17 protein-coding genes are annotated in these 22,280 nt (G+C 63.7%); 10 read left to right on the top strand and 7 right to left on the bottom strand.

All coding sequences use genetic code 11. The features are described 5' to 3' along the window. Positions 1-10: 10 nt before the first annotated feature. The 4 genes from IVA82_RS31265 to IVA82_RS31250 form a co-directional block, all read right to left on the bottom strand. The gene (locus tag IVA82_RS31265) at positions 11-1,204 is read right to left on the bottom strand and encodes an efflux RND transporter periplasmic adaptor subunit (protein WP_247383758.1); all 1,194 of its coding nucleotides are present in this window, start codon (positions 1,202-1,204) and stop codon (positions 11-13) included. Positions 1,205-1,587: 383 nt separating this feature from the next. Continuing rightward, entirely contained in the window at positions 1,588-2,661 is a 1,074-nt protein-coding gene (locus tag IVA82_RS31260) for a hypothetical protein (protein ID WP_247383757.1), read from the bottom strand. Between the two features lie 130 nt (positions 2,662-2,791). After that, positions 2,792-4,285: an NAD(P)/FAD-dependent oxidoreductase gene (locus IVA82_RS31255; protein WP_247383756.1), complete on the bottom strand. Its 1,494-nt coding sequence runs from the start codon at positions 4,283-4,285 to the stop codon at positions 2,792-2,794. A 106-nt stretch (positions 4,286-4,391) separates the two neighbouring features. Next, positions 4,392-4,841 (bottom strand): cupin domain-containing protein, encoded by a 450-nt coding sequence (locus IVA82_RS31250; RefSeq protein WP_247383755.1) that lies wholly within the window; start codon positions 4,839-4,841, stop codon positions 4,392-4,394. A gap of 190 nt (positions 4,842-5,031) precedes the next feature. On the opposite strand from IVA82_RS31250, the gene IVA82_RS31245 reads away from it, so the two are divergent. After that, positions 5,032-6,051 (top strand): AraC family transcriptional regulator, encoded by a 1,020-nt coding sequence (locus IVA82_RS31245; RefSeq protein ID WP_247383754.1) that lies wholly within the window; start codon positions 5,032-5,034, stop codon positions 6,049-6,051. 373 nt (positions 6,052-6,424) lie between these two features. Here the strand turns inward: IVA82_RS31245 and IVA82_RS31240 are convergent, their stop codons facing one another. Further along, positions 6,425-7,057: a cupin domain-containing protein gene (locus IVA82_RS31240; protein ID WP_148743494.1), complete on the bottom strand. Its 633-nt coding sequence runs from the start codon at positions 7,055-7,057 to the stop codon at positions 6,425-6,427. 218 nt (positions 7,058-7,275) lie between these two features. Between IVA82_RS31240 and IVA82_RS31235 the strand changes: the two genes are divergently transcribed. The 9 genes from IVA82_RS31235 to IVA82_RS31195 all read left to right on the top strand — a co-directional run bounded on the left by IVA82_RS31235 (position 7,276) and on the right by IVA82_RS31195 (position 19,840). Next, entirely contained in the window at positions 7,276-8,526 is a 1,251-nt protein-coding gene (locus IVA82_RS31235) for a peptide ABC transporter substrate-binding protein (RefSeq protein ID WP_247383753.1), read from the top strand. Continuing rightward, positions 8,499-8,966, top strand: a complete 468-nt coding sequence (locus tag IVA82_RS31230) for a hypothetical protein (protein WP_247383752.1) — start codon at positions 8,499-8,501, stop codon at positions 8,964-8,966. Before IVA82_RS31235 ends, IVA82_RS31230 begins: the two co-directional genes overlap by 28 nt. Before the next feature lie 27 nt (positions 8,967-8,993). Beyond that, positions 8,994-9,944, top strand: coding sequence for an ABC transporter permease (locus IVA82_RS31225; protein ID WP_247383751.1), 951 nt, complete (start codon positions 8,994-8,996; stop codon positions 9,942-9,944). Between the two features lie 3 nt (positions 9,945-9,947). Then, entirely contained in the window at positions 9,948-10,823 is an 876-nt protein-coding gene (locus IVA82_RS31220; RefSeq protein WP_247383750.1) for an ABC transporter permease, read from the top strand. Positions 10,824-10,866: 43 nt separating this feature from the next. Further along, positions 10,867-12,195: an FAD-binding oxidoreductase gene (locus tag IVA82_RS31215; protein WP_247383749.1), complete on the top strand. Its 1,329-nt coding sequence runs from the start codon at positions 10,867-10,869 to the stop codon at positions 12,193-12,195. A 13-nt stretch (positions 12,196-12,208) separates the two neighbouring features. Beyond that, positions 12,209-13,135: a glyoxylate/hydroxypyruvate reductase A gene (locus tag IVA82_RS31210; protein ID WP_247383748.1), complete on the top strand. Its 927-nt coding sequence runs from the start codon at positions 12,209-12,211 to the stop codon at positions 13,133-13,135. 201 nt (positions 13,136-13,336) lie between these two features. Beyond that, positions 13,337-15,205, top strand: coding sequence for an ABC transporter ATP-binding protein (locus IVA82_RS31205; RefSeq protein WP_247383747.1), 1,869 nt, complete (start codon positions 13,337-13,339; stop codon positions 15,203-15,205). Positions 15,206-15,696: 491 nt separating this feature from the next. After that, entirely contained in the window at positions 15,697-16,212 is a 516-nt protein-coding gene (locus IVA82_RS31200) for a hypothetical protein (protein ID WP_247383746.1), read from the top strand. Between the two features lie 295 nt (positions 16,213-16,507). Further along, positions 16,508-19,840 (top strand): adenylate/guanylate cyclase domain-containing protein, encoded by a 3,333-nt coding sequence (locus IVA82_RS31195; protein WP_247383745.1) that lies wholly within the window; start codon positions 16,508-16,510, stop codon positions 19,838-19,840. Between the two features lie 181 nt (positions 19,841-20,021). Here IVA82_RS31195 and IVA82_RS31190 read toward each other — a convergent pair whose 3' ends face one another. Beyond that, the gene (locus tag IVA82_RS31190; RefSeq protein ID WP_247383744.1) at positions 20,022-20,957 is read right to left on the bottom strand and encodes a hydroxymethylglutaryl-CoA lyase; all 936 of its coding nucleotides are present in this window, start codon (positions 20,955-20,957) and stop codon (positions 20,022-20,024) included. Next, positions 20,954-22,147 carry a CaiB/BaiF CoA-transferase family protein gene (locus tag IVA82_RS31185; protein WP_247383743.1) on the bottom strand — a complete coding sequence of 398 codons (1,194 nt, stop codon included), beginning with the start codon at positions 22,145-22,147 and terminating at the stop codon, positions 20,954-20,956. Before IVA82_RS31185 ends, IVA82_RS31190 begins: the two co-directional genes overlap by 4 nt. Positions 22,148-22,280: the final 133 nt, after the last annotated feature.

Below are 22,280 nucleotides of genomic sequence, written 5' to 3'. Positions count from 1 at the left end.
CCGGCGGCTCCTACTTGGCAGACGCCTGCGGCTGCTCGATCTTTGTGACTTGCGGGTCGATCTTCTGGCCGGGGATCACCCGCAGCAGCCCTGCGATGACGACGCGGTCGTCCGGCTTCAGGCCGCTTTCGATCACGCGCAGGCCGTTGTCGACGGGACCGATCTGCACCTTGCGCTGCTCGACGATGTTGTCCTTGCCAGCCACCAGCAGATAGCGCCCGCCCTGGTCGCTGCCGAGCGCGGTGTCGGGTACGAGCAGGGCCGCCTTATCCTGGTCGAAGGGCACGCGGACGCGGACGAAATAGCCGGGCAGCAGCACCCGCTTATCGTTGGGCACGAGGCCGCGCACCGCAAGCGTGCCGGTCGACGTGTTGAGGGTCGGCGAGACATAGTCGAGGTGGCCTTCATGCGGATAGTCCGACTCGGTCTGGAGGCCGACCTGGATCGGGAACTGCTTGAGATCAGTAGGCGTAAGGCCTCGTCGAGCCGCCTCGGCGCGAATGCGCAGCACGTCCTGCTCGTTGACGGTGAAGTTCACATAGATCGGGTCCATCGCGACGATGGTCGCGAGCTGGGTCGGGGAGGAGACGCCGACGAGCTCGCCGATCGAGACCATGTGCGCGCTGACGATGCCGTCGAATGGCGCGCTCACCTTGGTGTAGCCGTAATTGACCTCGGCGAGCCTGGTATTAACCTGGGCCTGCTGGAGATTCGCCTGAGCGTTGTCGCGAGTCGATGTCGAGGTGTCGAGGGTGGACTGCGAGACCGCTTGGCGCTGCACGAGCTCGGCCTGCCGCTTGAAATCGGCTTCGGCCTGCTTGACCGTGGCCTGCGCACCGGCTTCGGCTGCCTGCGCCTGGTCCAGCTTGAGCTTGTAGGTCTCCGGCTCGATCGTGAACAGCTGGGTGCCCTGTTTGACGAAGGTGCCGTCCTGGTAATCGATCGATTGCAGAAAACCCTGCACGCGGGCCACGAGATCGACGCTCTTGATCGGCGCCGTGTTGCCGGTGGCTTCGACATAGCGCGTCACCGCCCGCTGCACCGGCGTGGCGACATCCACCTTGGGCGGGGGCGGGGCGACGAAAGTGTTCTTGTCCTCGCAGCCGGCGAGCACAATCACAGCCGTCACGGCGCCCAGCGCCCGCCCGATATGCCTCCACTCTCCACTGCGTCGTGCGGGAGATGCGGAATTCGCGCAGGTCATTCGGTGGCCCCCGATTGCTGTCTGTCGGAGCGGCAGGCTAGCAACAAATGACCGGCCGTGGAACACCATAGCCATGGCAGGCGCAGGGGCTTGCACTGCAAACAGCGGCGTGGCCTTTGACAGGCTTGTCATGACGAGGCGCTTTTCATGGTGTGCACGATCGACCAGAATTGTGTCAAAGGCCATGCGACAGAGACGAAGCGGGTCGCAAGAAGAAAAGGTGAGGGGAGCATGACATGCCAACACCACTCCGGTCCGTCCTTGCTGCGGGTCGCGTTCCTGAAGACGCGGACGGACGGTTACCAGCCGGAGAATTAGACCGTCCTGCCGGCGTTCCGCGCGGCAAGGTTGTCTTTCTACTCGTCGTTCGTTGCACCGGCCTGTCAGCGCTCCTTGATCTCCGCGTATTTCGCCATCCCCCGCTCGAACTTCCTGTTGAACAGCCACATGGCGCCGAGAATTTCGCGGAAGCTTGCCGAGGTCCGCGACCTGTCGGCCTGTCCGAAGGCGAAGATGCTATTGTTGCGGAGATGCTTCATGATGGTGGGACTAGACACCCTGTAGTCCAGCAGATTGCCAGATTTGAGCGCTGAACGTGTCGGGGTGGGAATGATCTGGATCAGCTCGAACAGCTTCATCTGGTCGATCGGATCGGGCAGCGTCTTCACGATCACGGGAATCTCCGCGAAAAGCTCCGCATGCGCGTTCATGAGGCCGTCTCGCACCGCGGTCCAATGGTTGAAGCGATGATCGGTGCCGCGGGCGCGCGCCTCTTCCTTGTCGTCGCGCGCGTTCAGCTCGGGATCGGCCGCGGCGACTGCAGGCTTGATGGCCTCCCATTTCCGGCGTCCGTTCCGGTCTTCGGACGGGCCGGTCTGAAGACTGCCCATATAAGTGTTCGAGCGCCCGTTGCGGACATTCTGCTTGCCGTTGGTCTCCGCAAAGAACAGCCCGAGGCTGATCCGGCCCGCCGCTTCGGCGTGAACCGGCGCCAGCCCCTTGGCGCGCACGATCGCAACCGCGAGATCGACGACGTCCTTGAACGGCGTCGCCGAGGCTTGCGCGCCGGCCGGCGGCGCCTCCATCAGGTCGAACAGCCGTCCATATTCGTCGATCAGCGGTTCGATGTCGGCGTCAAAATAGGCCGGTGGAATTTCGAACTTGTTCGGCCTTCCGATCCTGGACGGCATGGCGTCCGTGAGATCCTTGTAGGTGCTGATCACCGCGACCCGGGCAAGATAGATGGCCTGTCCCGGCAGGTTCGGCAGCGGCTGCTTCGACTCGATCTGGTTGCGCCGCTCGGCAAGGATCGATTTGAAATCGCCGAGCGTGCGCTCGTAGGCGGCAAGCGCATCGGACTGCCTGGCGGTGAGCGCATTCTTCTGTCCCATGGCGGGCGCCATGATGGCGAAGGCAACAGCCGTGAAGGCTGCAACGGCAAGACGTCTCGGTCTCATTGCCCGTTCCCCAAGGTCCGCGACAAGGTGTGTCGACGAAGCCTGTCGATTCGATGGCTATGAGGATCGTAAACATCAGATGCGAGGGTTGGCGAGATGCAAATCCCCGCTCAACCGCAATTCTCCGCCGTCATGCCGCCGCACGATAGTCCGGAGCCGAAGCCAGGAACTTAGCGTAGGCATCCGCGTCCGGCGGCTGGAAGCGGCCTGCGAGCCCGCAACGCTTCTGTTCCTTGGTGCCGATGTCGGCCATCAGCTCATCGAAATGGCGGTAGTGATAGGGCGCGACACAAAGACCGCCGTAGACGCCGGCGGCCGGCCGCTCGACCCGCTTGAAGTGCAGCATCATCTCGATGTTGTCGCGCATCTGTTGCGCACTCGGCTGACGTGCGAGCTGACCGTCGGCATAACGGACCAGCCAGTTGGCGGCGAGGTCGGCGCAGAGCACGGTGCAGAACGAGGAGTTGAAGCCGACGAAGCCCATGTCCGGCAGGTCGGGATTGGCGATCAGGCGATAGAGCCGGTACTGCCCGTCCGGGTCGACCAGCTTTGCCTGATAGGCGGCGGGCAGGAATGGCACGCCGAGCTTGTAGCCGATCGCGAGCAGCGCAACATCCGCAGCGACGCGCTCGCCGCCGCTCATCACGATGGTGTCGCCGTCATAATGATCGAAGCTGCCGAACACGGCCTTGATGCGGCCGTCGGCCACCATCGGATAGAAGTCGGGCGTAGCGATCGGCACCGAGCAGTTGACGCCATCCTCGATCCGCTCCTTCGGCACCATCTTGCATCGCTTCAGCTTGAGCTGCGTTTTCAACAGGCCCTCCAGCCCGCGCCAGTTCGCCCAGACCAAGGGTGCGGCGATGCGGTGCGCAAGCCGCGACATCGCCCCGATACCCCAGCCCGGAAACATCTCCTCCTGGGCGCGGATGTAGAGGATGCGCTTGAAGTTCACGAGCCCGCCGATGAAGTAGGGAATGCGCCAGACCGGCTCGCGCATCACGATCGTCACCTCGCGCGCGCCCGCCTTCACGGCGTTCACCGCGATATCGGTCGCGGATTTCGATCCGCCGAGCACGACGACGCGGCGGCCTTTGGTCAGTGCCGGATCGTTGTATTGCGATGAATGCAGGACCATTCCGTCCTTCGCCACAAACCCGTCTTCGCCGGCGCAGTGCAACTCCCGCGGCTCGTTGAACTGCCCGGTGCAGACCGCGACGAAGTCGAAATCTTCGATCGAGGCTGCGCCGTCCTTGTTCGTGAGCGCGAGCGTCCAGCCGGGCCTGCCGTCGGCGCGCCGCTCCATGCCCGATACCCCGGTGTTGAGGCGCAGCATGGCGTCGAGGCCAAAACTCCGGGCATAGTCGTTGAGATAGGCATGGACCTGCGGTCCGGTCGGCCATTCCGGGTAGGAGTCGGGCATGGCGCGGTCGGTGTAGCGGTAGAGCTCCTTGGGGCTCTGGGTCTGCACCTCCGGATAGGAGCGCGCCGGCTCCCAGACGCCGCCGAGATCGCCGCTGCGTTCGACAATCGTGACCCGGTGACCGCGAGTCGAGAACGCCTTGGCGGCGGCAAGGCCGGAGACGCCGGCGCCAATTACGCAGACATGCTTTGGACTGACCATCGGATTGCTCGCAAGTTCGAGTGTTCTGGGCACAGCAGGCCGCGTTCGGCCGCGCTGTACGGCCGCTCGACCTGCGACGAAGCAGAAATGGGAGGAGGCCGGCCGCCTAGTCGTTCGCTTCAGGCGGCAGGAAGTCGACCTCGTGCAGCGCCGAGATGCGCACCACCTCGGCGGGGTCGGTCAGATTGTGCAACTGGTTGAACAACGCTTCCAGCTTCTGCATGGGCGAGACCCAGAACAGCGCACGGCAGGGCTTATCCGACTTGTTGAAATAGCCGTGCGGAATGCCGCGCGGCATGCGCACGAGGTCGCCGGCATGGGCCTTGACCCACTGTCCGTCGAGCTTGAGGTCGAGCATGCCCTCCTGCACCAAGATGAATTCGTCCTGGGTCGGGTGGATGTGGACCGGCACGAACTGGCCCGGCTCGCTGTTGGTCTCGAACGCGAAAGTGGAGTCGGTGACGGCCTTGGGGAAATAGACCTGGCCCAGGATGTTCCAGGTCTTGCCGCCATATCCGGTGCCGTTCGCGGTAACGCCCTTCTCGAGTGCAGTCATGGCTCGCCTCCATCATAGGATCCCAGCGAGGGTGGAGCTTCGGGCACCCGCAGGGCGCTGTCTATCCGCTAAACGAATCCCTGCGCGGCCGCTGGCCGCACATCCCGACGTTTTTGTCTTAGGGCTCTTTCCGCGGGCCGGGAACTCTTATAGGCTTAAAATACTTCCGTGGCGCGAAGGGTGGTCGACGATGTCCGCTGCCGAGCTCGAAACGAGTGCGCGTCGGTCCGGTGCCGAAAGGCTCACGGCGTTCGCCCGCGTCACTACTGATGACGTCGACGAGGCGGCCGAGCAGATCGGGCGGATCTTCTGCCGGCATGACCTGATGCCGGCCCAGGCGCGGCCATCCGGCTTCTATGCTACGCACAATTGCGCGGCGTTCGACGGCTTCTCCATCAACTACGTTGCCTATGGTGGATCGGTCACGATCGATCCTGGCTGCCTTGAGCGCTTCTTTCTAGTGCAGATCCCGCTCGCGGGCACGGCCCGCATTCGTGCCGGCGCCCGCGAACTCGACACCGCGCCGGAGCGGACGGCGTCACTGTTGTCGCCGACGATTCCGACCCGAATGGTTTGGACCGGTTGCGCGCAGGCGATCCTGCTGCTCGACCGCCGCGTGGTCGAGCAGCGCGCCGCTGCATTGTCGGGCAGGGCGGCCGGTACGATTGAGTTCGATCCGGCCATCGATCTCGATAACCCGGCCGCGCGCAGCTTTTGGGCGAAGCTCGATGACCTCATGACGCTCGCCGAGCGCCTCGGTCCCGGCGCCACGCTGCCGGCGGTCGCCGGCGCCGACTGGCGCGAGGCGCTGCTCGATCATCTTCTCAATGCCCAGCCGCATGGTTTGTCCGGCGCGGTCCGAACCTTCTCGGGCCGGGCCGAAAGCCTGCCGCGCGCCCTGCGCGCCGCGCGCGACTGTCTCCACGACATGGCTTGCGAACCGCTCGACCTCGTGCAACTGGCATCCTCCTCCGGCGTTGGCATTCGCGCGCTCCAGCTTGGCTTCCGCCGGCATTTCGGCGTGTCGATCTCGGAGATGCTGCTCGACATTCGCCTTGCCAAACTACACGCCCGGCTCTCGCACGCCGCCCCTGATGCCTCCATCACCGGCATCGCCTTCGATCTCGGCTTCACTCATCTCGGTCGTATGGCCGGCGCCTATCGCGAAAAATTCGGCGAGACGCCATCGGCGACGCTGAGACACGGATGAGCTAGGGGCGACGAGCTATTTTCGCGACCGGGTGTGCCGTTGTCTTCAACCGCCTGCTTGCGCAGGAAGCGCTCGACATCGGCCAGCACCAACGGCACCGCTCGCCGCGAGGGCGACGACCTGGGCGCTACCGAACCCGGCGGTGCCGGTCGGGGCATAGGAGGCGAGGAGGGCCGCGGCGGTCACGACGACCTGCACGGCCATCGCAAATGTCACAAGCCTCCTCAGTTTCATGGTCTCACACCAAAGACGCCAGCCCCGGACCGTGCCGGCACTGTGGAGGAGTCCGGCTTCATGTGAGCTACAGACTCCAAGCGTCTGCGTCGAGGGTCAATTTCCGGCGGCGCGAGGCGGCCGGCTTTTCCGCGGCGGTTCAACCTGCGGGCGAATCGGCCTGGCGCAGCGTCGTCACCCAGATCACGCGCGCCACCTGCTGGGTCGGGTTGTCGAACATGTGCGGCACGATGCTCGGAAAGCGAAAGCTGTCGCCGGCCTCGAGCAGATGGGCCTGGTTGTCGAGCCACAGCCGCAGGCTGCCCGAGAGGATATAGCCGGCCTTCTCGCCGGTATGCTGCAGGAAGTCGGTGCCGGAGGAGGCGCCGGGATTGAGCGTGAGCTCGTAGAGCTCGAGCTGGCCCTGGTCTGCCGGCGTCAGCGCTTCCTTGACGACGCCGCTGGCCGTGAGCCGCAGCAGCCGCCGGCTGTTCTTGCGCACGATGTAGCGCTGCACGTCGGCGGGATCGCTGGTCTCAAAGAAGTAGGAAATGGGAACGTCGAGGGCGATGCTGAGCAGGCGCAGCGTGCGTATCGACGGCATGGCGCGCGCGCGTTCGAGCTGGCTGATCATGCCGTTGGAAAGGCCGGTGCGGTTGGCGACGTCCTGGATCGAAAGGCCAGCGCGCTGGCGCAGCAGCCGTACGGTCTCGCCGAGGCGCTGGTCGACCGCATCGTCGCTCTCGATCGTCGGGGCGTCCTTCGGACCGCTTGTGTCGCCGCGACCATCCATGTCGCTCTCCCATGCATCATCTCGCCGCCGGACCGCACCGGTCCGAGGCTTTAGTCAAAGTGAAAAGGTCGCGCATACTAGCAATGTGATTGACAGCTGTATTTAGTCATGATGAACTTTTGATAGAAAAATTTAGAAGCACTAAAGCCCACTCCTGTCCCTTGCCGGGGTCTCGGGGGCGCGGGAGATGGTGCCGCGTGCGACAACGGAGAGTGGTCATGGCAGACGACACCGGCAGGTTCGGCGCTCCGGCACTGCATCTCGGCATTCCGAATCGCCGTCAGTTCTTTCAGCTCGGTGCTGGCGCGGCGGCGGGGTGGAGTCTTTCCGGCTCCGCCTTTGCCCAGACCGAGCGCCCGACAAGCCCGCCGGACAAGCCGCGCGGGCAGGTGATCGCGGCACTGTCGCAGGAGCCGACCGTCTTTCATCCCCTGATGCCCGGCATCGAGGTCGATCAGGGCATCTGGTGGCAGGTATTCTCGCCGCTCTGGTTCATCGATCCCGATGGCAATTTCGTTCCCGACCTCGCCCGCGAAGTCCCGACGATCGAGAATGGCGGCCTGTCGGCCGACGGTCTAACCTGGAAGATCAAGCTGCGCAGCAACGTGAAGTGGCACGACGGCACGCCGTTCACGGCGGACGACGTCAAGTTCTCGCTCGATCTGATCAACAATCCGGATTTCCGCGCGCGCAGCCGCGTCGGCCATAGCCTGGTGAAGGACATCAAGGTCGTCGCGCCCGACGAGATCCATTGGCGGATGGAAGCTGCCTATTCGCCCTATATGTCGATCCTGGGCGCGCTGACCTTCATTGTACCCAAGCACATCCTGGAGAAGGTGACCGATCCGAACGCCTCGCCGTTTCACAACGCGCCGGTCGGGACCGGGCCATTCCGCTGGGGCGAGCGCGTGCCGGGCGACCACATTCAGTTGAACGCCCATACCGGCTACCACGGCAAGGGGCCTTACCTCGAGCGCGTCGTCTTCAAATACATCCCGGACCTCACCGTTCTCTACACGCAGTTCCGCACCGGCCAGGTCGACTACACCGGCCTGCAAGGCATTTTGCCGAATTTCGTGCAGGAGGCGAAGACGCTGAAGGGCCGCAGGATCTTCGTCTCCTCGACGTCCTCCGTGGAGCACATCGCGCCCAATCTGGAGTTCGGTGCGTTAGCCGACCGCACGGTGCGCGAGGCGCTGTATCTCGCCATCAACAAGCAGGCGATCATCGATGCCCTGAACTATGGCCTGCCGAGGCAGACCGAAAGCTTCGTGCCGCAGCAGGCATGGTCGTTCCAGCAAGGACTGCCGCAGCACAAATACGATCCCGCAAAAGCCAACGCGCTGCTCGATGCGGCCGGGTGGGTTCGCGGCTCCGGCGGTGTGCGCGAGAAGGGCGGGACAAGCTCGAATTCATCAATTCGACGACGTCAGGCAACGCGGTGCGCGAGCAGACCCAGCAGCTTCTGATCCAGGATTGGCGTGCAATCGGCGCTGCGATGCGCGTCAACAACATGCCGGCCGCCGTCATCTGGGGTGACTTCTGGCAGCAATCAAAATTCAATTCGGTGATAGTCGGGGTGAACTTCATGTTGGGCAGCGATCCCGATGTGACGCCGCGCTTCGGTTCCGGCGCGATTCCCGCCAAGGGCGGCCGTGGCTACAACACCTATCAGTACCGCAGCTCGGAGGCGGATCGGCTTCTCGCCGAAGGCGCCAAGCAGTTCGACCTGGCGCAGCGCAAAGCCACCTATGGCGATCTGCAAAAGCTGATCCGCAACGACTTTGCCATCCTGCCGCTGTTCCAGGGTTTCATCGCCGAAGGCGTGAAGGAAGGGCTCCAGGGTTTCCGCCCCAACATCAACATGTCGATCAACTGCTGGAACATCCGCGAATGGTATTGGGCGTGAACCGTCCGGTGCGCGGGCCCGTCTGAGATGGTGCGTTACGTCGTCAATCGCCTGGCGCAGGCGGTCATGTTGCTGGTGATCGTCTCCGCGATCGGCTTTGCCATGCTGCATCTGGCGCCGGGCGGTCCGCTCTCGCAATTTGCCGCCTCCGCGCAGATGACGCAGGAGGACCTCGACCGCGTCACAAAACAGCTCGGGCTCGATCGTTCGCTGCCGATCCAGTATCTCGACTGGTTCGGCCGCATGCTGCGCGGCGACTGGGGCCGCTCCTATCGCGACGGCGAGGCGGTGCTGTCGGTAATCTCTTCGCATCTAGGCGCCACGCTGGAGCTGATGGCGACGGCGACGATCATCGCGGTGCTGCTCGGCTGCTGGATCGGTGTGTTAGGGGCGCTACGCCGCTATTCGCTGTTCGATTCGCTGGCGACCGTCGGCGCCATGATCGCGCTGTCGATCCCGACCTTCTGGTTCGGCCTCGTCACCATCTATGTGTTCTCGGTGAAGCTCGGCTGGCTGCCGGCCGGCAACCGGCAGACTGTCGGCGACGGCTCGCTGCTCGATCTGCTGCATCATCTGATCGCGCCGGCGCTGGTGCTGGCGCTGGTCGAGACCGCGATGTGGGGCCGCTTCATGCGTTCCTCCATGCTCGAGGTCATCAACCAGGACTATATCCGCACCGCGCGCGCCAAGGGTATGCCGGAGTGGCGTATCCTCACCGTGCACGCCTTGCGCAACGCGATGCTGCCGATGATCACCGTTGCCGGCCTGCAATTTCCGACGCTGCTTGGAGGAGCGCTGGTCGCCGAGACCGTGTTCACCTGGCCCGGCATGGGCCGGCTGTTTCTCGATTCCATCGGCTATCGCGACTATCCGGTGGTGATGGGCATCTTGATGTTTTCGGCGACGATGGTGTTGATCGGCTCGCTGCTGGCCGACATCCTCTATGCGGTCGTCGATCCGCGCATCCGGGTGGGCTAGGCGATGACGACAGCGGTCCTTGCCACCGACCAGCTCGCGCCCGGCCAGGCCGCCTGGCGGCGATTCCGCCGGCACCGGCTCGCGCTCGCGAGCGCGTCGATCATTCTGGTTCTCGTTCTTGGCTCGGCATTCGGCCCATATCTGCTGCCATTCGACGATACATACATCGACATCATGAAGCGGTTCGCGCCGCCGTTCTCGGGCGCACACATCCTCGGCACGGACGAGCTCGGCCGCGACGTGCTGGCGCGGCTGATGATGGGCGCGCGTGTCTCGCTTTCGATCGGCATCGTCGCGATGGTGATGGCGATGGCGGTCGGCATCGTCGTCGGCGCCTTCGCCGGCTTCTATGGCGGCGTGGTCGGTGCGGTGCTGATGCGGCTGGTCGATGCTGTACTGTGCTTTCCGACCATCTTTCTCCTGATCGCGCTGGCGGCGCTCACCGAGCCCGGCTTCGTCACCACCACCGTGCTGATCGCGGCGACCGCCTGGATGTGGGTGGCACGCGTCGTTGAGGCCCAAGTGCGCTCATTGCGTGAACGCGAGTTTGCGGTTGCTGCACTCGCATTCGGTTCGTCGAACCTGCGGATCATGTTCCGCGAGCTCGTGCCCAATGCGATCGCGCCGATCGTTGTGGCGGCGACGCTGAACGTTGCCAAGGCGATCCTGCTGGAATCCTATCTCAGCTATCTCGGCTACGGCATCCAGCCGCCGGCCGCGAGCTTGGGCAACATGCTCAACAATGCGCAGATCTATCTCACCAGCGCGCCGTGGCTGGCGATCGCGCCGGGCGTCGCCATTACCCTTGCGGTCACGAGTTTCAACTTCCTCGGCGATGGCCTGCGCGACGCGCTCGATCCGCGGATGAACATCCCATGACCAGCAGACTGGCTTTGGTCGAACTGAATATCTGGAGTGTCCCATGTCCCCGCCGCTCACCCGTATAACCAGCGACGATCGCCTGCCGGCGCAGGTGGACGTCGTCGTCATCGGCGGCGGCGTCATCGGCGTCTCCGCGGCCTATCATCTGGCGAAAAAGGGCCATTCCGTCTCGCTCGTCGAGAAGGGCCATGTCGGCGGCGAGCAGTCGAGCCGCAACTGGGGCTGGTGCCGCCAGCAGGGTCGCGCGCGCGAGGAAATTCCGCTCGCCCGCGAGGCACTACGCTTATGGGAGGACATGCAGAACGACGCCGGCGTCGACGCCGGCTTCCGCCGCACAGGCGTGCTGTTCCTGACCAATAGCAAGGACGAACTCGCGAGTTGGGAGCGATGGGCCGCAATGGCGCGTGAGCAGCAGGTTCATTCGACCATCCTGACGCCGGCCGAGATCGCCGAGCGCTTGCCCGGCAGCGCCGATAAATGGGTCGGCGGCCTGCACACGCCGAGCGACGGGCGCGCCGAGCCGTCAATGGCGGTGCCGGCGCTCGCGACCGCTGCGCGCAAGCACGGCGTCACCATTCACCAGGGCTGCGCCGCGCGCGGTCTGGAGACGCAAGGCGGACGGGTCAGCGCCGTCGTCACCGAGAAGGGGACCATACGCACGCAATCCGTGCTGCTGTCGGGCGGCGCATGGTCGTCGCTGTTCTGCCGGCGCCACGGCATCGAGCTGCCGATAGGCCTCGTCAATGCCACCGCCTGCCGGACTACGCCGGGGCCGGAGATCATTTCGGGTGCGCTCGGCACCGACTTCTACTGCATCCGCCGCCGCCTCGACGGCGGTTTTACGCTGGCGCTGCGCAACCGCGGCACGGTCGAGCTGTCGCCCGATCTCTTTCGATATGCACTGACCTTCTGGCCGACCTATCTGCACCGCCGCAACGGACTGAAAATGTCGTTCGGCAAGTCGTTCTTCGACCAGCTCATGCGCGGCACCAGCTGGAGTTTCGACAAGCCGTCGCCGTTCGAAACGGAGCGCGTGCGTGATCCCGAGCCGGACATGTCGCTGGTCAATGCGGCACTCGCCGCTCTGATCAAGTCGAATCCTGAATTGAAGGACATCGAGATCGCCGAAGCCTGGGGCGGCACGATCGACTGCACACCTGATACCATTCCGGTGATCGCGCCGGTCGATGCGCTGCCCGGCTTTTTCCTCGCGACTGGTTTTTCCGGACACGGTTTTGGCATTGGGCCTGCGGCCGGCAAGCTCGCTGCCGACATCGTGACCGGCTCGACACCGCCGGTGGACCCCGTGGCCTATAGCCACAAGCGCTTGATCGACGGCCGGCGGCTCGCGCCGGTCAGCCCGTTCTGACAGCGTTGGCGGCATGACGGTTCTCTACAAAGCCAACATGGTGCGCGGCGCCGAATGGGCGACCTTCTTCGCCGAGCGCGCGCCAAACCTGCCGTTCCGGCTCTGGCCCGACATCGGCGACCCCGCGGACGTGCGCTATCTGGTGGCCTGGGTGCCGCCGGATGACATCGCGGCGAGCTTTCCCAATCTCGAGCTGGTCTTCTCGGTCGGCGCGGGCGTCGACCAGTTCGATGCCACGAAACTTCCCGCCCACATTCCGCTGGTGCGGATGCTTGAGCCCGGCATTGCCGAGACCATGGTCGAATACGTCACCATGGCCGTGCTCGCGCTGCATCGTGATCTCCTGCACTTCATCGCCCAGCAGCGAGAGCAGGTGTGGCGCGAAATCCGCATCACGCCGGCCAAGCGGCGGCGCGTCGGCGTGATGGGGCTCGGCCAGCTCGGCCTGGCCGTGCTCGAACGTCTCAAGGCGTTCGGCTTTCCGCTTCTCGGGTGGAATCGCTCGCCGCGGGATATCGAAGGCGTGGCCTGCTATGCGGGTGTGGACGCGCTATCGGCCTTCCTCGAGCGTACCGACATTCTCGTCTGTCTGCTGCCGCTGACCGACGAGACCCGCGGCATCCTGAACGCCGACCTGTTCGCGCGCCTGCCGCGCGGTGCGGGGCTGGTCAATGTCGGGCGCGGGCCGCATCTGGTCGAAGCAGATTTCCTTGCGGCACTCGACAGCGGCGCGCTGTCGGGTGCGGTACTCGACGTCGCCGAGCCCGAGCCGCTGCCGGCAGGCAATCCGTTTTGGAGCCACCCGCGCATCCTTGTTACTCCACACAATTCGAGCATGACGATGCCTGATACGGCCGTCGACTACGTGCTCGACGTCATCGCGCGTCATCAGCGCGGCGAAGGATTGCCGGGGCGTGTCGATCGCGCGCGCGGCTACTGAAGGCGATATGGTGATGAGAACATCGATGCAGCCACAGGCTCCTCTTACCTCTCCCGCTTGCGGGAGAGGTCGCGCCGAAGGCGCGGGTGAGGGTTCTGTCCTCTTGGGGGTTCTCGATTGTGGAGACAGCCTCTCCCCAACCCTCCCCCGCAAGCGGGGGAGGGAGCGCACCTTCGTCGCGGCACGCGTGAGGATCTTCGCATGAGCATCGGTGCAAGCGCACCTGGCCAAGTCGTTGCAGAAGCCCAGGCGCCGGCGCTGTCGGTTGCGGGCCTGACCACGTCATTCATCCGCGAGCGGCAGTGGCTTCCCGTCGTCCGCAACGTGTCATTCGACATCGCCGCCGGGGAGACCGTGGCGATCGTCGGCGAGTCCGGCTCGGGCAAGAGCGTCACCGCGCTCTCCATCATGCGGTTGATCCCGAAGGAGAGCGGCCGCATCGACGGCCGCGTCATGCTGGCCGGACGCGATCTGCTGACGCTGCCCGAGCACGGCATGAAGGATATCCGTGGCAACGACGTAGCCATGATCTTCCAAGAGCCGATGACGAGCCTCAATCCGGTGCTCACCATCGGTTTCCAGATCGCCGAGGCGTTGATCTACCATCGCGGCCTGTCGCGTGCGGCCGCTGAGGCCGAGACCGTGCGGCTGCTTGACCGGGTCCGCATTCCCGCGGCGAAATCGCGCTTCCACGAGCATCCGCATCGTTTCTCCGGCGGCATGCGCCAGCGCGTGATGATCGCGATGGCGCTGGCCTGCAAGCCGAAACTCCTGATCGCCGACGAGCCGACCACCGCGCTCGACGTCACCATCCAGGCCCAGATCCTGGAGCTGCTTAAAGAGCTGCAGCAAGAGGAGGGGATGTCGATCCTCTTCATCACCCACGACATGGGCGTGGTCGCCGAGATCGCGGACCGCACCGTGGTGATGTATGGCGGGCAGGCAGTGGAGCTTGATGCGACCGCGCGCATCTTCGCGGCACCCGCGCATCCCTATACCCGTGCGCTGCTCGCGGCCGTGCCGCGCCTCGGCTCCATGGAGGGACGGCCTCGGCCGATGCGTTTTCCGATCGTCGACAAGATCACGGGGACGTCGGACGATCCGACGCAGACGCCGGATACGGTCTCGATCGCCGAGCGGCCGTTGCTCGAAGTATCCAACCTCACCACGCGCTTTCCGATCCGCTCGGGATTGTTCGGCAAAGTCTCGGGCCGCGTCCATGCGGTCGAGAACGTCTCCTTTACTCTACGTGCCGGCGAGACGCTGGCGCTGGTCGGCGAGTCCGGTTGCGGCAAGTCGACGACGGGCCGCTCCATCCTGAGGCTGCTCGAGCCGAACAGTGGGACCGTCCTGCTCGACGGTCAGGACGTCCTCGGCATGGGCGGCCACACCTTGCGCGACTGTCGCAAGCAGATGCAGATCGTGTTTCAGGATCCGTTCGCAAGCCTCAATCCGCGCATGTCGGTGGGAACGGCGGTCGCAGCGCCCTTGCTTGCCAACGGTCTCGCCACCGCATCGCAAGCGCGAGACAAGGTCGCCGACCTCCTTGTCCGTGTTGGTCTGACCCCGGACATGGCCGCGCGCTTTCCGCACGAGTTCTCCGGCGGGCAGCGCCAGCGCATCTGCATTGCGCGTGCGCTCACGCTCGGGCCGAAGCTGATCGTCGCCGACGAGGCGGTGTCGGCGCTCGACGTCTCGGTCAAGGCGCAGGTCGTCAATCTGATGCTCGATCTCCAGGCCAGCATGGGACTTGCCTATCTCTTCATTTCCCACGACATCGCGGTGGTCGAGCGCATGAGCCACCGCGTCGCGGTGATGTATCTCGGCGAGATCGTCGAGATCGGCCCGCGTGCGGCCGTGTTCGGCAATCCGCAGCATCCCTACACCAAGAAGCTGATGGCCGCCGTGCCGGTGGCCGACCCGGCCCGCCGCGCCGCCAAACGCGAAGCCTCGAGCGACGAAATCAGAAGCCCTGTGCGCGCGCCCGATTACCAGCCGCCGGTCCGAAAATATCGTGAAGTGTCGCCGGGCCACGTCGTGCAGATCTGGGGCGAGGAGTGGTCGGCCTGACGCGAAGGCGCGGCGGGTCTCAGATGAAAAGATCAGACCTCACGAATTGACGTGCAGGAACACGGCAAGAGTGGATAGATCTGGCATCGGCGAAACGCGGACAGGTTGTGAACCGACGGCGCCGTCGACTCCGCTCCAGCGCCCCCCGGTATCGCGACAATGCGGGACTCGATCTCCGGAAATTGTGACCGGATGGAGCGACAGGGAACGGCGGTATGTGAACCGTCTCATATTCCATCAACCTCTTTCGAGCTACCATTCCCGCAAGAAATTGCCACACCCGAAGCCAACTTACAGACACGGGTGAGATGCAATGCCTGCGAAGCCGCGTGCTCGCAGCTTTGGATTGGCCCTCGTCTTGCTCACGAGCAAGCCAACACCATCACTCAGAACAGATATTCAGACATTGGAATCAAGGGCATCGCGAAAACGCGTCCACGATCTCTTTTCGGGGTCGGCCGGTAGGCTGCTATTACCTGAGGAGTTCCCCAATGAAGATAAGCAATGCAATTTCCAGCGCATTATCCGTAACCGGATACGTCGGCAATCTTCGGATCGCTCGTTCTGATCTGATCAAGGCGGCCCATCTTCTTGAAAGAATTGGGCTCGCAGCCATCGGAGCGTCTTGCGGGCTCTATGTGGGTGCGACGTTGTTGCGTCAGAGAGGTGGACTGTTTGAAAGCGGCTGGATCGTGCTGCTAATGATGCTCTACGGAGCCCTTAGCTGTTATGTTGGAATTGATCTGTCTTGCAATGTTGCGCGGAAGTCGGTTCCGAGCATCTCGGAAGAATGGAACGGCTCCGAGGTGGCTGAGATCATGAGCGCGGCAGGAACGTTCGGCGCCGCGATTGCAGCAACTCTCTCCGTCAGTATCCTTGTCCTTGATCAAAATCTTCCCAATGGCCTGATAGGCTTTGTTGCCGGCTCTTGGGTGGTTGGCTCTTCGCTTCAAGTTGCGGCGGGAACGATGGCTCGTACCTACGGAGCCCCTATGGACAAGGAATGATGATGTGCTCACGGAAAGACATCTGTTTGGACGCAAGTGTTTGGATTCGGCTTCAGTCTGAAAGTGAGTAGCTGACGATCTTTCGCAACTTCAGTAGTCAAACGTTGCGTGCCGGCGATTTTTAGTGGTGCAACCGTTCGCATCGAGCACTATCCATGGAAGCGGTATCGGCACTGAGAAGCCTAATTTGTCGCACGACAAACAAGGCGTGCCATCGCGGTCATGTTGAGATATTGTCCCCGCGTGCCGTGGTCCAACATTCTGCTAACCGCCAACCACACGATCGGTGGAGTCAATGCAGATTGCGGAGTGGCTCGAGAAGCTTGGGCTTGGACAATACGCGGAGCGTTTTGCCCAAAATGGGATCGACATGGGCGTCCTTCCCGAACTGATGGACGAGGACTTCGATAAGCTCGGAGTCCTGCTCGGCCATCGCCGTAAAATGCTGCGTGCTATTGCCGACCTCGATCCAGCCGCGTTGATCGCATCGCCGGCTCCTCCTCCTCAGGACGCCGAGCGGCGCCACCTCACCGTCATGTTTTGCGATCTGGTCGGCTCGACTGCACTCTCGGCGCGCCTCGATCCCGAGGATATGTGGGAGGTGATCCGGGCCTACCGCGCCGCCTGCGCGAGCGTCATTGCTGCCTATGACGGCAAGATCGTCAGGTTCGTCGGTGACGGAATACTCGTCTATTTCGGCTATCCCCGCGCCCACGAGGATGATGCGGAGCGCGCAGTGCGAGCGGGCCTGGACGCCATCTCAGCGGTTAGTCGGCTCAAAACAGGCGCCGACGAGCGGGTTGAACTGCGGATCGCAATCGCGACCGGGCTTGTGGTGGTCGGCGACCTCATCAGCGGCGATGCGTCGGAAGAGCACGCAACGGTCGGCGACACACCAAATCTCGCGGCCCGGCTCCAGAGCCTGGCGGAACCGGGGGCGGTCGTCGTTGCGTCGTCGACGCGCCGGCTGCTCGGCGATCTCTTCACTTTTCGCAATCTCGGCCGCCGCGAGGTCAAGGGCATATCCGAACCCATCGCGGTCTGGGCGGTCGAGGGGGCGAGCGCATCGGAGAGTCGCTTCGAGGCGGTCCGCGCAGCGCGCTCGATCGGCTTTGTCGGCCGCAAGGAGGAGATTGAATTCACACTCTCGCGCCAGCGGCTCGCATGGCAGGGGCAGGGCCAGATGGTGTTGATTTCTGGCGAAGCGGGCATCGGCAAGTCGCGCATTGTCGCAACGCTGTCCGAAAGCCCCGCTTTGGGGGCGCACCGCCGGGTGCGGTATCAGTGTTCGCCCTACCACACCAACAGTGCGCTTCATCCCTTTGTCGCGCAGATCGAGCGCGCCGCCGGCATCTGCTCGCACGACACTCCCGGGCAAAAGCTCGACAAGCTTGAGGCAATGCTGGCACTTGGAACACAGCAGGTCGCCCCAGCGACACCCCTCATTGCGGCTCTTCTTTCGATTCCAACCGGCAACCATTGTCCACCACTCGCTTTGAGTCCAGCGCAGCAGCGGCGACAGACATTTGCGGTCCTTCTCGATCAGCTTGAGGGGCTGGCGCGAGAGCAACCCCTGCTGGTTGTCTGCGAGGATATGCATTGGGCCGATGCCACGACGCTTGAACTGTTCGATCTCGGGGTCGACCGGATCAGGGGACTGCCGATACTCGTGCTCATGACAGCCCGGCCAGAATTCGAGCCTTCCTGGTCGGGCCTTGCCAATGTCAGCATGGTGCGGCTCGACCGGCTCGATCGGCAGGATACGCGCGCGCTGGTCGAGCAGGTGACCGTTGGTCGCCAGCTGCCACGCGAGATGATGAAGCAGATCATCGACAAGACGGATGGCATCCCGCTATTCGTCGAGGAACTGACAAAGATGGTGCTGGAGTCTGGACTGCTCGTCGAAGATGCCGGGCGCTATCGCCTCGGTCGTCCGCTTCCGCCGCTTGCTATTCCCGCGACGCTGCAGGATTCGCTGATGGCGCGGCTCGACCGGCTGGCTCCAGTCAAGGAGGTGGCGCAGATAGGCGCCGCTATCGGTCGCGAGTTCTCATACGCGCTGCTGAGATATGTGGCGGGACGGGATGATTTGACGCTCAGCGCTGCGCTACAGCAACTCGGAGAGGCCGGACTGCTGGTGTGTCGCGGGGCTCCTCCCGAAGCAAACTATAGTTTCAAGCACGCTCTCGTTCAGGAAACGGCCTACGAGAGCCTGCTCAAGAGTAAACGGCAGGTGCTTCACGCGCGCATCGCCGATGTCCTGCGTGAAAAATTTCCGATCGTCGCTGAGATTGAGCCTGAAATTATAGCACGCCACTTCACGGAGGCCGGGCTGAGCGAAGCCGCCCTCGAGTGGTGGCGCAAGGCGGGCCAGCAGGCGTTGAAACGTTCGGCCTATTCCGAAGCAATTGCACATTTCGGCAAGGCGATTGCCACCGCCGATGAGCTGCCCGATGAGCCTGGCCGGTTGATGAGCAGGCTGCATCTTCAAATCGCATATGGCCGCGCGTTACGAGGCAGCCTCGGGCACAGCGCCCCGGAAACGGTGGCCGCATGGACGCGCGCCCGACAGATCGCGGCCGACATCAGTGATGCGGTTGAACTTGCGCCAGTCCATTCGGGCCTCTTCAATGCCTGCCTGACACACGGCGAGTTCGCTCCGATGCGGGAGCTGGCGGATTCCATCATGAGCGCCGCCGACCGACGACCGGACTCGTCGGTGGCCGCCGTCGTTGCGCATTGGACCGGCGGAGTCACCTGCTGGTTCGGGGGCGACTACTTGAACGCGAGAACGCATCTTGAGCAGGCACTAGCGATCTATGGTGCCGAGCCGGATCCCTCGGCGTTTAGGGCCTCGGCGCTGGATCTCCCGTTTGTAATCATGAGGTTTCTTGCCCTGGTGCTTTGGCCGCTTGGCAGCATCGCTCGCGCGCGCCGACTTGCCGCTGAAGCAGTGAGTGCCTCAGGAGAAAAGCGGGCGCTTTCCCGGGCCAATGCGCTTGTTCATCGCGCCGTATTCGACGGGCTATGCGGGGGCTTGTTGCAGCAAACGGAGACCATCCTGGCGCTCGGTCTCGCTCGCGACCATACGATGCCGCTTTATGTGGCCGCCGGGACCTATCTGAATGGCCTGGCCAAGTGGCGTGGCGGCGACCGAATGGCCGGACTGATGGAAATGCGTCGCGGCTGGACCTTGCTGCATGATAATGACTGCTACCTCTGTGAGCCGTTTTGGGGGATGCATGTCGCCGTGGCGGATGCAGAGGCGGGCCATCTCGAGACCGGGCTGGAAATCTTGAGCGAATTGATCGCATGGACGGCGCAATCCGGCCAGCATTGGCTTGATGCCGAGCTGCATCGTGTCCAAGGAGAGCTCCTGTTGCGTCACGATTACCCGGCCGATTCCACGGCTGAAAATGCCCTCAATCGAGCGCTGGAGATCGCACGACACCAACAGGCGAGGACTTTCGAGCTGCGCAGCGCCCTTGGACTTGCGCGCCTGCACAAGAAGAATGGCCGAGTGGGCGCAGTGTCCGAGGTGCTGGCTCCCCTGCTCGCTGAATTCCATGCGGAGCGAGATCTTCCAGAAGCTATTGAAGCGAACGAACTGCTCGAGAAGGAGCGTTAGCCACGTGCCGTTTCTCTAGCTGGTCGTGGCGAGAGAGGCATCTCGATCGTTCCGCCCGCATCTTCGAAGCTCGACGCCCAATGGCGCGTTGGTTCGCAGCGCGAGGCCGACAACACAGGACGATTGTGCCGCCAGGGACTGAGGCAGAAGCATCAGGATCAGCGTGCCTCCTCGCGTCCCCTCAGTCCGTCAGCGTGAGCCTGAGCGGGACCGGGTGGAGATCGCAGGCGCGGCCCGCCTTGGCCACTTGCCCCGGCACGGGATGTCCAATCATCGACGGCAGCTCGCGGGACAACGCAATCAGGCCTTCGAGATCGAGACCGGTGTTCAGCCCAATGTCCCGGCAGAGATTGACCAGATCTTCGGTGCAGACATTGCCCGATGCCCCCGGCGCAAATGGGCAGCCGCCGAGGCCGCCGAGGGACGCGTCGAAGCGAACTGCGCCAGCGTCGAAACCCGCCATCACATTCACGAGCCCGAGGCCTCTCGTGTTGTGGAAATGCAGCGTCAGTTCGTCGCGCGGCACGAGACTGAGGATGGATTTGACGCGCTGTCGCACGAGCTTCGGATTGGCCATGCCGGTGGTATCCGCGAGCGTGATGCTCTGCGCACCGAGACGGAGATAATTCTCGATCAGCCGTAGCACCTTGTCTTCGTGCTGCTCGCCTTCGAACGGGCAACCGAACGCCGTTGCGAGCGTCGCATTGAGGTGAACGCGTCTGCCGATCGCGGCGGTCACCTCGGCGAGTGCAGACAATGAGCCCTGGTGGTCCATGCCCATATTGACGCGATTGTGCGTCTCGCTCGCCGACATCACGAAATTCACCTCGTCGGCGCCGGCCTCCAGCGCGCGTTCGGCTCCTCTGAGATTAGGGATGAGCGCAACGAAGACCACGCCTTCACGTCGAGCGATGGAGTGGAACACGGCATCGCCGTCCGCGAGCGCAGGCACCGCTTTCGGCGAGACGAAAGACCCCGCCTCGATCCGGCGAAAGCCCAACGCGGACAAGCGGTCGATCAGTGCGATCTTGAGGTCGGTCGGCACCACGATCGGCTCGATCTGCAAGCCGTCGCGCGGGCAGACCTCCTGGATGCTGATATCTGGCAGGGCACTCATTGGATGACGCCGCGCTGCCGCAGCTCCCGGACGTCCTGATCGGTCTTGCCGAGTTCGGCGAGGATATCTTCGGTGTGCGCGCCGAGCTCAGGGCCGCTCCAGCGGACCGCGCCGGGGGTATCGGAGAGCTTTGGCACGATGCCCGGCATCTTGACGGAGATGTCACCGGGCAGTGCAGCCTGGATGATCATCTCGCGGGCGAGATAGTGTGGATCATCGACAATGTCGGCGACCGAATAAATGCGTCCGGCGGGTATGCCGCCGGCTTCGAGCGCGTCGAGCGCCTCCGCAATGGTGTGCTTTCGGGTCCAATCCGCAATGGCCGCATCGAGTTCGGCGTTGCGGGCGACGCGTCTGTCGTTGGTCGCAAGGTCTTCATCTTCTGCAAGATCGGGTCTGCCGATCGCGACCATCAGCCGCTTGAAGATCGCATCACTGTTTCCCGCAATGACGACGTAACTGCCATCGCGCGCCGGATAGGTGTTGGACGGGCTGATGCCCGGAAGCGAGCCACCGCTGCGGGTGCGGACATGGCCCATCAGGTCGTATTCCGGAATGAGGCTCTCCATCAGATTGAAGACGCTTTCAAACAACGAGACGTCGACGATCTGTCCCTTGCCGCCGCCGGCCTTGACGTGCAGCAGCGACATCAATGCGCCGATCACCGCATGCAGCGAGGCGAGGCTGTCGCCGATGCTGATGCCCGCGCGCGCAGGCGGAGATTGGGCATCGCCCGTCGTGTAGCGCAGCCCGCCCATCGCTTCGCCGATGGCGCCGAAGCCCGGGCGGTCACGGTACGGACCGGTCTGCCCGTAACCGGAGATGCGCACCAGCGTCAGGCGGGGATTGAGCGCGGAGAGTACGCTCCAGCCCAGGCCCATCTTCTCCAGGATGCCGGGCCGGAAATTCTCGATCACCACATCCGCCTTCGCCGCGAGTGCCTTCGCGATCGCAAGGCCTTCATCGGACTTGAGGTCGAGCGCGATCGATTTCTTGTTGCGCGATTGCAGATACCACCACAGCGACGTGCCCTGATGCAGCTTGCGCCATTTGCGCAAGGGATCGCCGCTGCCGGGCTGCTCGATCTTGATCACCTCCGCACCGAATTCGGCGAACAGTCGTGCCGCAAAGGGTGCCGCGATCAGCGTGCCAAGCTCGAGCACGCGAATGCCGCTGAGTGGACCTTCCATGTCGCCTCCTCAAAAAAGATCGGGTAAATCTCCTATAGAAGATTTCTCTTTTATAATAGAAAATTTCTGCTAGGCTCGTTTTGTGAAGGCGCAGTCAAGACGCCACGCAGGGACGACAACGCAAACGGGGGAT

Origin of the sequence: Bradyrhizobium sp. 142 (genome assembly GCF_023074015.1) — a bacterium.
Taxonomy (GTDB): Bacteria; Pseudomonadota; Alphaproteobacteria; order Rhizobiales; family Xanthobacteraceae; genus Bradyrhizobium.
The sequence above is the reverse complement of the archived record's forward strand: the minus strand, read 5'-3'. Positions and strand labels throughout refer to the sequence as shown.

Bases quoted from the DNA above. Each gene is read 5' to 3' on its own strand.
- IVA82_RS31265 (WP_247383758.1), bottom strand. From the start codon at position 1,204: ATGACCTGCGCGAATTCCGCATCTCCCGCACGACGCAGTGGAGAGTGG.
- IVA82_RS31260 (WP_247383757.1), bottom strand. From the start codon at position 2,661: ATGAGACCGAGACGTCTTGCCGTTGCAGCCTTCACGGCTGTTGCCTTC.
- IVA82_RS31255 (WP_247383756.1), bottom strand. From the start codon at position 4,285: ATGGTCAGTCCAAAGCATGTCTGCGTAATTGGCGCCGGCGTCTCCGGC.
- IVA82_RS31250 (WP_247383755.1), bottom strand. From the start codon at position 4,841: ATGACTGCACTCGAGAAGGGCGTTACCGCGAACGGCACCGGATATGGC.
- IVA82_RS31245 (WP_247383754.1), top strand. From the start codon at position 5,032: ATGTCCGCTGCCGAGCTCGAAACGAGTGCGCGTCGGTCCGGTGCCGAA.
- IVA82_RS31240 (WP_148743494.1), bottom strand. From the start codon at position 7,057: ATGGATGGTCGCGGCGACACAAGCGGTCCGAAGGACGCCCCGACGATC.
- IVA82_RS31235 (WP_247383753.1), top strand. From the start codon at position 7,276: ATGGCAGACGACACCGGCAGGTTCGGCGCTCCGGCACTGCATCTCGGC.
- IVA82_RS31225 (WP_247383751.1), top strand. From the start codon at position 8,994: ATGGTGCGTTACGTCGTCAATCGCCTGGCGCAGGCGGTCATGTTGCTG.
- IVA82_RS31220 (WP_247383750.1), top strand. From the start codon at position 9,948: ATGACGACAGCGGTCCTTGCCACCGACCAGCTCGCGCCCGGCCAGGCC.
- IVA82_RS31215 (WP_247383749.1), top strand. From the start codon at position 10,867: ATGTCCCCGCCGCTCACCCGTATAACCAGCGACGATCGCCTGCCGGCG.
- IVA82_RS31210 (WP_247383748.1), top strand. From the start codon at position 12,209: ATGACGGTTCTCTACAAAGCCAACATGGTGCGCGGCGCCGAATGGGCG.
- IVA82_RS31205 (WP_247383747.1), top strand. From the start codon at position 13,337: ATGAGCATCGGTGCAAGCGCACCTGGCCAAGTCGTTGCAGAAGCCCAG.
- IVA82_RS31200 (WP_247383746.1), top strand. From the start codon at position 15,697: ATGAAGATAAGCAATGCAATTTCCAGCGCATTATCCGTAACCGGATAC.
- IVA82_RS31195 (WP_247383745.1), top strand. From the start codon at position 16,508: ATGCAGATTGCGGAGTGGCTCGAGAAGCTTGGGCTTGGACAATACGCG.
- IVA82_RS31190 (WP_247383744.1), bottom strand. From the start codon at position 20,957: ATGAGTGCCCTGCCAGATATCAGCATCCAGGAGGTCTGCCCGCGCGAC.
- IVA82_RS31185 (WP_247383743.1), bottom strand. From the start codon at position 22,147: ATGGAAGGTCCACTCAGCGGCATTCGCGTGCTCGAGCTTGGCACGCTG.